Here is a 12059-nt window from a genome sequence, read left to right as displayed (position 1 = left end):
CAAGGAATCGCGGCCCGAGGCTATGCCTGCGGGCCGCGATCCTGCTTCACTGCCGGTGACTTACTTGTGCTCGTGAACCACGTGCCACACGTCCTTCATCTTGTCGCCGGTCATATCGCCCGGCTTGGCATCTTTCACGAAGGTGTACAGCGGTTTGCCGTCGTAGGCGTACTGCATCATGCCGTCATCACGTTTGATGACCGTCCATTTACCTTCAGCCTTGGCATCCGCCGGCGCCATCAACGGCGGCCAGTTCTTGGCGCAATCGCCGTTGCACATCGACTTGCCGCCACTGTCCTTGTCGAACGTGTAAAGCGTCATGCCCTTGTGGTCGACCATCATTCCGTCTTTCATCATGGCCGGCTCGGCCGCCATCGCCAGTCCAGGCAGAGTCAGGGCGGCAGCCATCAGCAAAGCCTTAAAGGAAGCAGTCATTTGAGTCATGGAAACCTTCTCTTGTGGTTGTCAGGATTCGGACTTAGAGCTTAGTTCAGGATTCGCACAATCGCCGCCGGACTAAAATACTGTCACACGACTGCAATAATTCCGTTATCTAATGCGGCGCAAGACAGTTAAATGACAAGAGGATTAAGGCATGGTTGGCAGGAGCATTCTGATCGTCGACGACGAAGCGCCCATTCGCGAAATGATCGCCGTTGCGTTGGAAATGGCCGGCTATGACTGCCTCGAGGCAGAGAACTCGCAGCAGGCCCACGCCATCATCGTCGACCGCAAACCGGACCTGATCCTGCTCGACTGGATGCTGCCCGGCACCTCCGGCATCGAGCTGGCCCGCCGCCTCAAGCGTGACGAGCTGACCGGGGACATCCCGATCATCATGCTCACTGCCAAGGGCGAAGAGGACAACAAGATCCAGGGCCTGGAAGTCGGCGCCGACGACTACATCACCAAACCGTTTTCCCCACGCGAACTGGTGGCACGCCTCAAGGCTGTGCTGCGTCGCGCCGGCCCGACCGATGGCGAAGCGCCGATCGAAGTCGGCGGCCTGCTGCTCGACCCGATCAGCCACCGCGTGACCATCGACGGCAAACCTGCCGAGATGGGCCCGACCGAATACCGTCTGCTGCAATTCTTCATGACCCACCAGGAGCGCGCCTACACCCGTGGCCAGTTGCTGGACCAGGTCTGGGGCGGCAACGTCTATGTTGAAGAGCGCACCGTCGACGTGCACATCCGGCGCCTGCGCAAGGCCCTCGGCGACGCCTACGAAAATCTGGTACAAACCGTGCGCGGCACCGGCTACCGGTTCTCCACCAAAGCCTGAGCCGAGCGCCAGCCCCGTAGACAAGGACCGCATTTTCCGTGAACCAAAACTGGCATGGCACCCTGATTCGCCACATGCTGTTGCTGGTCACCGGCTGCCTGGTGATCGGCCTGATCACCGGCTACTACGGCTGGAGTCTGGCGGCGGGCCTGGGCCTGTACCTGGCCTGGACGCTCAAGCAACTGCTGCGTCTGCACGAATGGCTGCGCCTGCACCAACCCGATGAAGCACCGCCCGACGGCTATGGCCTGTGGGGCGAGGTGTTCGACAGCATCTACCACCTGCAACGCCGCGACCAACGGGTACGCGGACGCCTGCAAGCGGTGATCGACCGCGTTCAGGAGTCCACCGCCGCGCTGAAAGACGCGGTGATCATGCTCGACAGCGACGGCAACCTGGAATGGTGGAACCGCGCCGCCGAAACCCTGCTCGGCCTCAAGACGCCACAGGACAGCGGCCAACCGGTAACCAACCTGGTCCGTCATCCGCGCTTCAAGGAATACTTCGAGCAGGAAAGCTACGCCGAACCGCTGGAAATCCCCTCGCCGACCAACGATCGCGTGCGCATCCAGCTGTACCTCACGCGCTACGGCAACAACGAACACTTGATGCTGGTGCGCGACGTCACGCGCATCCATCAGCTGGAACAGATGCGCAAAGACTTCATTGCCAACGTCTCCCATGAGCTGCGCACCCCGCTGACAGTGATCTGCGGCTACCTGGAAACCCTGCTCGACAACGTCGAGGAAGTGAACCCGCGCTGGAGCCGTGCCCTGCAGCAGATGCAGCAACAGGGCGGGCGCATGCAGACCCTGCTCAACGACTTGCTGTTGCTGGCCAAGCTGGAAGCCACCGATTACCCGTCGGACAACCAGCCGGTGCACATCGACACCCTGTTGCAGTCGATCAAGAGCGATGCGCAGCAGTTGTCCGGCTCGAAGAATCAGAAAATCACCCTGGAAGCCGACACCCGCATTCTGCTCAAGGGCAGCGAGGCGGAACTGCGCAGTGCGTTTTCCAACCTGGTGTTCAACGCGGTCAAATACACCCCGGCCGAAGGCAATATCCGCATTCGCTGGTGGGGCGACGATCAAGGCGCACACCTCAGCGTGCAGGATTCCGGGATCGGCATCGACAGCAAACACCTGCCGCGCCTGACCGAACGCTTCTACCGCGTCGACTCCAGCCGCAACTCCAACACCGGCGGCACAGGCCTGGGTCTGGCCATCGTCAAACACGTACTGCTGCGCCATCGCGCACGGATGGAGATCAGCAGCGTGCCCGGTCATGGCAGCACCTTCACCTGCCATTTCGCCCCGGCGCAGGTCGCTCAGGCACGGGTCATCAGCGCCGCTGAGTAATGCCGGACTAGGCAATCGCCAGGTCAGCCGCTACATTGGCTGACTTGCGCCTGCCTTTCAGGTGCGGATTTTTCTTTCTTTCGAATCACACGGAACCCGCAAAACTCCATCATGGACCCTTCCCCTGGCTTGTCCCTCGCAACAATATTCGCCGATTTCGGCATGATTCTTTTCGCTCTGATCCTGGTTCTGCTCAACGGCTTCTTCGTTGCGGCGGAGTTCGCCATGGTCAAACTGCGCTCGACCCGGGTCGAAGCCATCGCTGAACAGCACGGCTGGCGCGGGCACATCCTGCGCACGGTACACAGTCAGCTCGATGCGTACCTCTCGGCGTGCCAGCTCGGTATCACCCTCGCCTCCCTGGGCCTGGGCTGGGTCGGCGAGCCGGCGTTCGCGCATATTCTCGAACCGCTGCTGAGCGCGGTTGGCGTGCAATCGGCCGAAGTCGTCAAAGGCATCTCGTTCTTCACTGCGTTCTTCATCATTTCGTACCTGCACATCGTGGTCGGCGAGCTCGCACCCAAATCCTGGGCGATCCGCAAACCCGAGCTGCTGTCGCTGTGGACGGCGGTGCCGCTGTACCTGTTCTACTGGGCCATGTACCCGGCGATCTACCTGCTCAACGCCAGCGCCAACACCATCCTGCGCATCGCAGGTCAAGGTGAACCCGGTCCGCATCACGAGCACCATTACAGCCGTGAAGAACTGAAACTGATCCTGCACTCCAGCCGTGGTCAGGACCCGAGCGACCAGGGCATGCGCGTGCTGGCCTCGGCGGTGGAAATGGGCGAGCTGGAAGTAGTCGACTGGGCCAACTCCCGGGAAGACCTGATCACCCTCGAATTCAACGCCCCGCTGAAAGAGATCCTGGCGATGTTCCGTCGCCACAAGTTCAGCCGTTATCCGGTGTACGACAGCGAGCGCAAAGAATTCGTCGGCCTGCTGCATATCAAAGACCTGCTGCTGGAACTGGCGGCGCTGGATCACATTCCCGAGTCGTTCAACCTCGCCGAACTGACCCGCCCGCTGGAGCGCGTTTCCCGGCACATGCCGCTGTCGCAGCTGCTGGAGCAGTTCCGCAAGGGCGGCTCGCACTTCGCTGTGGTTGAAGAAGCCGACGGCAACATCATCGGCTACCTGACCATGGAAGACGTGCTGGAAGTGCTGGTCGGCGATATCCAGGACGAACACCGCAAGGCCGAGCGCGGCATCCTCGCCTACCAGCCGGGCAAACTGTTGGTACGGGGCGATACGCCGTTGTTCAAGGTCGAGCGCCTGCTAGGGATCGACCTCGATCACATCGAAGCCGAAACCCTCGCCGGGCTGATCTACGAAACCCTGAAACGGGTGCCGGAAGAGGAAGAAGTGCTTGAAGTCGAAGGCCTGCGGATCATCATCAAGAAGATGAAAGGTCCGAAGATCATTCTGGCCAAGGTGCTGATGCTCGACTGACGGGGTTTACTGCTTGCCCAACGCAAAGTTGGGCAACGCCCCCAGCGGCTGGTTGAACTGATACGGAATCGACACCAGCCCCATTCCGGTATTGCGCTGCACCACAAAGTGCAGGTGCGGGCCGCTGCTGTTGCCGGTGTTGCCGGACAGCGCCAGCGGACTGCCCACCGTCACCCGCTGCCCCTCGCGCACACTCACCGACCCTTGCTTGAGATGCAGGTACACGCCCATCGTGCCGTCGTCGTGCAGGATCCGCACGAAGTTACCGGACGGATCGGTGCCGCGCCCGTTCTGGGAATTTTCGGTCTTCACCACCACTCCGGCGCGCGCCGCAATGATCGGCGTACCGACCGGCATGGCGATGTCCATCGCGTATTTGTTCTTCGGCCCGAAGTGGCTGTAATCGCCATTGGCGCCCTGGCTGAGACGGAACGGCCCGCCACGCCACGGAAACGGATAGCGATAGCCCTGAGCCGCGCCAGCGGGGTCACCGAGGGAATACTGGAACATCGGCGTGTACACCAGCGGCTTGCCACCGGACACCGCCGTCAGCAACGCCAGCCGCGTATTGCTGCGCGCCGGCAATACCCGGCGGATCGTTTGCGCCGGTGCGCCACGCACGTTGCTCATCCCGGTAAACGCCAGTGCAACCTCGACTGGCGCGTACAGGTCGTTGCGCACGAACACCACGTCCGCGCCCTTCTGCTTCTTGATGTCGAGATAGACCTGGCGCTCGAGGCGCTCGACCATCCGGTCCTGAAACACGAACACCTGGGAGCCTTTGCTCGGACGGTCGCTGTACGAAACCACTCCGTTGGCATCGGTGGATTTGTAGATCGTCATGGCCACAGTCGAGGTGGAGGCCATGAACAGACCACAGAAAAACAGCAGGCGCAGGGGCATGGGCAAAAATTCTGTCGAGTAAGGCCTGGGAATCAGCCTAGCAGGTGAAGCAGACCAGGCTAGTCGACAGATGTTTCAAAATGGCGTGAATGATCGTCCCCACGCTTTGCGTGGGAGGACGCGGAGCGTCCCTTGAGGCATTCCCACGCGGAGCGTGGGAACGATCAATGTCAGGCGACGAAGATTATGCGCCCGGAACGAAGTGCTTCTGCGCCGTACCGCGAGCAATCAGGCGGGAGATGTAGTCGAGCTTCTGCGCGTCCTGGTCGACGAAGCGGAAGGTCAGTTGCAGCCAGTCGCTGTCGGGTTTCGGCTCGTGGGCAACGACGGCGTGCAGGTAGCCGTTGAGGCGGGCGATTTCGGCGTTGTCGCCCTGCTCCAGATCGAGCACGGCGCTATCGAGGATCTGCGGCAGGGTGTCGGTGCGTTTCACCACCAGCAGCGCTTCCTTGATGCTCAGGGCCTTGATCACGCATTGCTGGGTGCCGCTTGGCAGGCGCAGTTGACCCTGACCGCGACCGCCGGCCGGAGCGCTGGAGGCTGCCGGGGCTTTCACCGGCGGGCTGTTGAGCAGGCCACGCTGTGGCGCGGCGGCAGGTGCCGGGGCCGCAGCGGCAGGCTTGGCAAACGGATTCACTGCCGCAGCCGTCGGTGCGGAACCAACCACGGCAGCCTTGCCGCCGGTCAACGCGCTCAGAGAGTCGTTGCCGAACGCCGAGTTCATCTTGGTCGGGGCGCTGTTCATCAGGGTGTCGAGCTTGCCGACCTTGTTCAGGGCCTGCTTGACCTTGGTCAGCAGTTGCTCGTTGGTGAACGGCTTGCTGACGTAACCGGTAACACCGGCCTGGATCGCCTGCACGACGTTTTCCTTGTCGCCCCGGCTGGTGACCATGATGAACGGCATGGTCTTGAGGTTGTCCTGCTCACGGCACCAGGTCAGCAGTTCGAGGCCGGACATTTCCGGCATTTCCCAGTCGCACAGCACCAAGTCGAAGGCTTCCTTGGCCAGCATGGCCTGGGCCTTCTTGCCGTTGATGGCGTCCTCGGTGCGGATCCCCGGGAAGTAATTACGCAGGCACTTTTTCACCAGGTCACGAATGAACGATGCATCGTCCACGACCAACACACTGATCTTGCTCATCCAACACCCCTATTAAAATCCCGGCAAGCATAACGCTGGCTGATGGCACATTGCCAAAACTCTTCAGTCACGCCGGGACTTTTCGTTCGCGGGTGCTGCTTTTTAATTCGCTTTCCAATTCGGATCTGCCCATGAAAAGCAGAAACAAAAACGCCCGGCCAAAGGGCCGGGCGCTTTTCTCAGGCAATCTTACTTATCGTCAGCATCGCCCGGAACATTAGCGGTTTCGCCACTTGTCCCTTCAACTTCTTCCTTCATGCGCTTGAGGCCCATGTGGCGCACATCGGTGCCGCGCACCAGATAAATCACAAGCTCCGAGATGTTGCGCGCGTGGTCGCCGATCCGCTCCAGCGAACGCAGCACCCAGATAATGCTCAAGACCCGCGAGATAGAGCGCGGGTCTTCCATCATGTAGGTCGCCAGCTCGCGCAGGGCGGTCTTGTATTCGCGGTCGATGATCTTGTCGTACTGCGCCACCGACAACGCCAGATCGGCGTCGAAACGGGCAAAGGCGTCCAGCGCATCGCGGACCATGTTGCGCACCTGGTCGCCGATGTGACGCACTTCGACGTAACCGCGCGGCGCTTCGCCTTCTTCGCACAACTGGATCGCACGACGGGCGATCTTGGTCGCTTCGTCACCGATGCGCTCAAGGTCGATCACCGACTTGGAGATGCTGATGATCAGACGCAGGTCGGAAGCCGCCGGCTGACGACGGGCCAGAATGCGCAGGCATTCTTCGTCGATGTTGCGTTCCATCTGGTTGATCTGGTCGTCGATCTCGCGCACTTGCTGGGCCAGGCCCGAGTCGGCCTCGATCAGCGCGGTGACCGCGTCGTTGACCTGCTTCTCGACCAGCCCGCCCATGGCCAGCAGGTGGCTGCGCACTTCTTCCAGTTCGGCGTTGAACTGCGCGGAAATGTGATGAGTGAGGCCTTCTTTGGAAATCATGCGTTCGCTCCGAAAAAGCGTTTAACCAAGAGCTGCAAGCTACGAGCTGCAAGCTGTTATGTGGTGTTCCCTGCCGCATCGCTTCTAACTTGCCGCTTGAAGCTTGCCGCTTGCAGCTGTACGGCTAGCCGTATCGCCCTGTGATGTAGTCTTCGGTCTGCTTCTTGGCCGGATTGGTGAACAGGGTATCGGTGTCGCCGAATTCCACCAGTTTGCCCATGTACATGAACGCCGTGTAGTCGGACACCCGCGCCGCCTGCTGCATGTTGTGGGTCACGATGACGATGGTGAACTTGGATTTGAGCTCATAGATCAGCTCTTCGACTTTCAGGGTCGAGATCGGGTCGAGGGCCGAGCACGGTTCGTCGAGCAGCAGCACTTCCGGTTCCACGGCGATGGTACGGGCGATCACCAGACGCTGTTGCTGACCACCGGACAGACCGAGGGCCGAGTCATGCAGACGGTCTTTGACTTCGTCCCACAGGGCCGCGCCTTTCAACGCCCACTCGACGGCTTCGTCGAGGATGCGCTTCTTGTTGATGCCCTGGATGCGCAGGCCGTAGACCACGTTTTCGTAGATGGTTTTCGGGAACGGATTAGGCTTCTGGAACACCATGCCGACCCGGCGACGCAGCTCGGCCACGTCTTCGCCCTTGCGGTAGATGTTATTGCCATACAGGTTGATCGCGCCTTCGACGCGGCAGCCGTCCACCAGGTCGTTCATGCGGTTGAAGGTGCGCAGCAGCGTGGACTTGCCGCAGCCGGACGGGCCGATGAAGGCGGTCACGCGCTGTTTCGGAATGTTCATGCTGACATCGAACAGCGCCTGTTTTTCGCCGTAGTAAAGGCTCAGGCCCGGCACTTCGATGGCCACGGTTTCCTGCTCGAGGTTCAGGCTCTGCTTGTCGCGGCCCAGGGCAGACATGTTGATGCCGTGGGTATGTGTTTCGTGCTGCATGGGTCTCACTCCGTTCGTAGCTGCAAGCTTCTAGCTGCAAGCTGCAAGTTTGAGCAAAAGCGGCTTGTAGCTTGTAGCTTGCCGCTTGTGGCTAATGGCTTTAGCTGTCTAGAGCTTTGTACTTCTCGCGCAGGTGGTTACGGATGTACACCGCCGACAGGTTCAGGGTGGCGATCACCAGCACCAGCAGCAGCGCCGTGGCGTATACCAGCGGCCGCGCGGCCTCGACGTTCGGGCTCTGGAAGCCGACGTCGTAGATGTGGAAGCCCAGGTGCATGATCTTCTGATCCAGGTGCAGGTACGGGTAGTTGCCGTCCACCGGCAGCGACGGCGCCAGTTTCACCACACCCACCAGCATCAGCGGCGCCACTTCACCGGCGGCGCGGGCCACGGCGAGGATCATGCCGGTCATCATGGCCGGACTGGCCATCGGCAGAACGATCTTCCACAGGGTTTCAGCCTTGGTCGCGCCCAGAGCCAGCGAGCCTTCACGCACGGTGCGAGGAATCCGCGCCAGACCTTCTTCAGTGGCCACGATCACCACCGGCACCGCCAGCAGCGCCAAAGTCAACGAAGCCCAGAGCAGACCCGGCGTACCGAAGGTCGGTGCCGGCAGCGCTTCAGGGAAGAACAGACGGTCGAGCGAACCACCCAGCACGTAGACGAAGAAGCCCAGACCGAACACGCCGTAAACAATCGCCGGAACACCCGCCAGGTTGTTCACCGCGATCCGGATCACCCGGGTCAGGGTGTTCTGCTTGGCGTATTCACGCAGGTACACCGCCGCCAGCACGCCGAACGGGGTCACGATCATCGCCATGATCAGAGTCATCATCACGGTGCCGAAGATCGCCGGGAAAATCCCGCCTTCGGTGTTCGCTTCACGCGGGTCGTCGGACAGGAATTCCCAGACCTTGCTGAAGTAGAAACCGATCTTGGTGAACGTACCCATCGCGTTCGGCTGGTAGGCGTGAACCACTTTGCCCAGGCCGATTTCGATTTCCTTGCCGTTCGCATCGCGAGCAGTCAAGGCGTCACGGTTGAACTGCGCGTGCAGGTCGGCCAGACGGGCTTCGATGTCCTGATAGCGGGCGTTCAGCTCGGCGCGTTCGGATTCCATGTCCGCTTGCGCGGTGGCGTCGAGCTTGCCTTCCAGCTCCAGCTTGCGACCGTGCAGACGGATGCGCTCGAGGCCGGCGTTGATCGCGCCGATATCGACTTTTTCCAGAGTCTTGAGCTGGGCGGCAAGTTTGTTCACGCGATCGATCCGCGCTTGCAGTTCAGGCCAGGCGGCTTCGCCTTCGGCGATCACCTTGCCGTCCTGTTTGACGTTGACCAGGTAGCCGTAGAAGTTGCCCCACTCACGACGCTCCAGCGCCATCAGTTCCACCGGCGTGGTCTGGTTGGTCAGCCACTCGCCGACGATCCAGGTGAAGTCGTTGCCGTTCAGGTCACGGTTGCCGACCTTGATCAGCTCGCGAGTCATGAATTCCGGACCTTCGTCCGGCACCGGCAGGCCGGCGCTCTTCAGACGGGCGCGCGGCACTTCTTCTTTCTGCACCACCTCGCCCACGACCAGATGCTGGCCCTGGCCCGGTACGTCATAGCTGGCGTGGATCAGATCCGCCGGCCAGAAGTGACCCAGACCGCGCACGGCGATCACCGCCAGCAGGCCAATGGTCATGATGACCGCGATGGACACCGCGCCGCCGCTGATCCAGACGCCGGGGGCGCCGCTCTTGAACCATCCTTTCAGGGAGTTCTGTTTCACAGACTTCTACCTTTGCTTAAAGCGACGAGTATTTCTTGCGCAGACGCTGACGAATCAGTTCCGCGAGGGTGTTCATGACGAAGGTGAACAACAGCAGCACCAGCGCCGAGAGGAACAGCACGCGGTAGTGGCTGCCGCCGACTTCCGACTCCGGCATTTCCACCGCGACGTTGGCGGCCAGGGTGCGCAGGCCTTCGAACAGATTCATTTCCATGACCGGAGTGTTGCCGGTGGCCATCAGCACGATCATGGTTTCGCCGACCGCACGGCCCATGCCGATCATCAGCGCCGAGAAGATGCCCGGGCTGGCGGTCAGGATCACTACACGAGTCATGGTCTGCCACGGCGTGGCACCGAGGGCCAGCGAGCCCAGGGTCAGGCCGCGCGGCACGCTGAACACGGCGTCTTCGGCGATCGAGTAGATGTTCGGAATCACCGCAAAGCCCATGGCCAGACCGACCACCAGGGCGTTGCGCTGGTCGTAGGTGATGCCCAGGTCGTGGGAGATCCACATGCGCATGTCACCGCCGAAGAACCAGTTCTCCATGAACGGGCTCATGTACAGCGACAGCCAGCCCACAAACAGAATCACCGGGATCAGCAGCGCACTTTCCCAACCGTCCGGGACTTTCAGGCGGATCGACTCAGGCAGGCGGCTGAAGGTGAAACCGGCGATCAGGATGCCGATCGGCAGCAGCATCAGCAGGCTGAAGATGCCCGGCAGATGCCCTTCCACATACGGTGCGAGGAACAGGCCGGCGAAGAAGCCGAGGATCACCGTCGGCATCGCTTCCATCAGCTCGATCACCGGTTTGACCTTGCGGCGCATGCCCGGGGCCATGAAGTACGCGGTGTAGATCGCCGCGGCGACGGCCAGCGGTGCAGCCAGCAGCATCGCGTAGAACGCGGCTTTCAGGGTGCCGAAGGTCAGTGGCGACAGGCTCAGTTTCGGTTCGAAATCGGTGTTGGCCGCAGTCGATTGCCAGACGTATTTAGGCTCGTCGTAGTTCTCGTACCAGACCTTGCTCCACAGCGCGCTCCACGAAACTTCCGGGTGCGGGTTGTCGAGCAGCAGCGGTTGCAGCTTGCCGCCGGCTTCGACGATCACGCGGTTGGCGCGCGGCGACAGGCCGAACAGGCCCTGGCCTTCGACCACTTGATCGACCAGCAAGGTGCGGTGCGCGGTGCTGTGGAACACGCCGAGCTTGCCGCTGGCATCCAGGGCCAGGAAGCCCTTGCGACGTTCTTCGGCGGAAATTTCAACGATCGGCGTGGTGCCCATCTGGAAGGTGCGGATCTGCTTCAGGCGCAGCTCGCCGTCGGTGTCGCGGGCCATGAACCACTGGGCCAGGCCACCCTTGGAGTCACCGACGATCAGCGAGATACCACCGACCAGTTGCGTGGTCGCAGTGACTTCAGCGTCAGCGTTTTCCAGCAGTTTGTAGCGACCGTTGAGGCTCTTGTCGCGCAGGCTGAACACGTCGGCCTGCGCACGCCCGTTGACCACGTACAGCCACTGCTGGCGCGGGTCGACGAAGATGTTTTTCACAGGTTCAGTCATCTGCGGCAGATCGATACGCTTCTGCTCGTTGGTGACTTCGCCGGTCATCATGTTTTCTTCGCTGGTCAGCGACAGCACATTGAGTTGCGAACCGGTGGAGCCGACCAGCATCAGGGTCGAATCGGTGGCATTGAGGCTGACATGCTCCAGCGCACCGCCGCTTTCGTTGAGTGCGATCGGTGTCTCGCCGTACGGGTACTCGATGGCCGGAGTGATGGTCTTCTTGCCATCCGGGTAGCTGACTTTATAAGTGTGACGGAACACCAGCGCCTGACCGTTGGACAGGCCCACGGCCACCAGCGGATGGCCCGGCTGGTCTTCGCCGATGGAGGTCACACTGGCGCCTGCCGGCAAGGGCAGATCGACGCGCTTCAATTCAGCGCCACTGTCGATGTCGAAGAACAGCGCCTGGCCCTTGTCGGAAACGCGCATGGCCACCTGATTTTGCTCTTCGAGCGAAATCATCAGCGGCTTGCCGGCGTCCTGCATCCAGGCCGGGGTGATTGCATCTTTCGCAGTCAGGTCAGCACCTTTGAACAGCGGCGCGACCACGTAGGCGAGGAAGAAGAAGATCAGGGTGATGGCTGCCAGCACCGCCAGACCGCCGACGAGGACGTACCAGCGGGTGAAGCGATCCTTGAGCGCGCGAATGCGGCGCTTGCGTTGCAACTCAGGC

The 12059-nt window shown here is 61.3% G+C and carries 10 protein-coding genes; 3 read left to right on the top strand and 7 right to left on the bottom strand.

Going from position 1 to position 12059, the window contains the following annotated elements; genetic code table 11:
• Nucleotides 1-60 precede the first annotated feature (60 nt).
• Nucleotides 61-444: a hypothetical protein gene (locus C1X29_RS22405; protein WP_007954346.1), complete on the bottom strand. Its 384-nt coding sequence runs from the start codon at nt 442-444 to the stop codon at nt 61-63.
• A 151-nt stretch (nt 445-595) separates the two neighbouring features.
• On the opposite strand from C1X29_RS22405, the gene phoB reads away from it, so the two are divergent.
• From phoB to C1X29_RS22390, 3 genes are all read left to right on the top strand, one after another.
• A complete protein-coding gene (gene phoB / locus C1X29_RS22400) occupies nt 596-1285 on the top strand; it encodes a phosphate regulon transcriptional regulator PhoB (RefSeq protein WP_007896474.1) in 690 nt (229 codons plus the stop codon).
• Between the two features lie 74 nt (nt 1286-1359).
• Nucleotides 1360-2646: a phosphate regulon sensor histidine kinase PhoR gene (gene phoR, locus C1X29_RS22395; RefSeq protein ID WP_240321725.1), complete on the top strand. Its 1287-nt coding sequence runs from the start codon at nt 1360-1362 to the stop codon at nt 2644-2646.
• Nucleotides 2647-2757: 111 nt separating this feature from the next.
• Nucleotides 2758-4098, top strand: coding sequence for a hemolysin family protein (locus C1X29_RS22390; RefSeq protein WP_007954342.1), 1341 nt, complete (start codon nt 2758-2760; stop codon nt 4096-4098).
• Nucleotides 4099-4104: 6 nt separating this feature from the next.
• Here C1X29_RS22390 and C1X29_RS22385 read toward each other — a convergent pair whose 3' ends face one another.
• The 6 genes from C1X29_RS22385 to C1X29_RS22360 all read right to left on the bottom strand — a co-directional run bounded on the left by C1X29_RS22385 (nt 4105) and on the right by C1X29_RS22360 (nt 11872).
• Nucleotides 4105-5001 carry a M23 family metallopeptidase gene (locus C1X29_RS22385; protein ID WP_085747943.1) on the bottom strand — a complete coding sequence of 299 codons (897 nt, stop codon included), beginning with the start codon at nt 4999-5001 and terminating at the stop codon, nt 4105-4107.
• A 184-nt stretch (nt 5002-5185) separates the two neighbouring features.
• Nucleotides 5186-6142, bottom strand: coding sequence for a response regulator (locus C1X29_RS22380; protein ID WP_064379783.1), 957 nt, complete (start codon nt 6140-6142; stop codon nt 5186-5188).
• Nucleotides 6143-6331: 189 nt separating this feature from the next.
• On the bottom strand, nt 6332-7093 hold the full coding sequence (gene phoU / locus C1X29_RS22375) for a phosphate signaling complex protein PhoU (protein ID WP_007954334.1): 762 nt from the start codon (nt 7091-7093) through the stop codon (nt 6332-6334).
• A gap of 124 nt (nt 7094-7217) precedes the next feature.
• On the bottom strand, nt 7218-8051 hold the full coding sequence (pstB, locus tag C1X29_RS22370; protein WP_007954333.1) for a phosphate ABC transporter ATP-binding protein PstB: 834 nt from the start codon (nt 8049-8051) through the stop codon (nt 7218-7220).
• 100 nt (nt 8052-8151) lie between these two features.
• Nucleotides 8152-9822, bottom strand: coding sequence for a phosphate ABC transporter permease PstA (gene pstA, locus C1X29_RS22365; RefSeq protein ID WP_085747944.1), 1671 nt, complete (start codon nt 9820-9822; stop codon nt 8152-8154).
• Between the two features lie 16 nt (nt 9823-9838).
• The gene (locus tag C1X29_RS22360) at nt 9839-11872 is read right to left on the bottom strand and encodes an ABC transporter permease subunit (protein ID WP_170844920.1); all 2034 of its coding nucleotides are present in this window, start codon (nt 11870-11872) and stop codon (nt 9839-9841) included.
• Nucleotides 11873-12059 lie beyond the last annotated feature (187 nt).

The organism is Pseudomonas sp. GW456-12-10-14-LB2, from assembly GCF_002884345.1.
Lineage (GTDB): Bacteria > Pseudomonadota > Gammaproteobacteria > Pseudomonadales > Pseudomonadaceae > Aquipseudomonas > Aquipseudomonas paraglycinae.
Note: the sequence above shows the minus strand (reverse complement) of the source record. Positions and strands in the feature narration are given on the sequence as shown.

What these genes read in the sequence shown, in the direction of transcription:
- phoR (WP_240321725.1), top strand. Translation starts at nt 1,360, where the DNA reads ATGCTGTTGCTGGTCACCGGCTGCCTGGTGATCGGCCTGATCACCGGC.
- C1X29_RS22380 (WP_064379783.1), bottom strand. Translation starts at nt 6,142, where the DNA reads ATGAGCAAGATCAGTGTGTTGGTCGTGGACGATGCATCGTTCATTCGT.
- pstB (WP_007954333.1), bottom strand. Translation starts at nt 8,051, where the DNA reads ATGCAGCACGAAACACATACCCACGGCATCAACATGTCTGCCCTGGGC.
- C1X29_RS22360 (WP_170844920.1), bottom strand. Translation starts at nt 11,872, where the DNA reads ATGCAGGACGCCGGCAAGCCGCTGATGATTTCGCTCGAAGAGCAAAAT.
- phoB (WP_007896474.1), top strand. Translation starts at nt 596, where the DNA reads ATGGTTGGCAGGAGCATTCTGATCGTCGACGACGAAGCGCCCATTCGC.
- C1X29_RS22385 (WP_085747943.1), bottom strand. Translation starts at nt 5,001, where the DNA reads ATGCCCCTGCGCCTGCTGTTTTTCTGTGGTCTGTTCATGGCCTCCACC.
- C1X29_RS22405 (WP_007954346.1), bottom strand. Translation starts at nt 444, where the DNA reads ATGACTCAAATGACTGCTTCCTTTAAGGCTTTGCTGATGGCTGCCGCC.
- phoU (WP_007954334.1), bottom strand. Translation starts at nt 7,093, where the DNA reads ATGATTTCCAAAGAAGGCCTCACTCATCACATTTCCGCGCAGTTCAAC.
- C1X29_RS22390 (WP_007954342.1), top strand. Translation starts at nt 2,758, where the DNA reads ATGGACCCTTCCCCTGGCTTGTCCCTCGCAACAATATTCGCCGATTTC.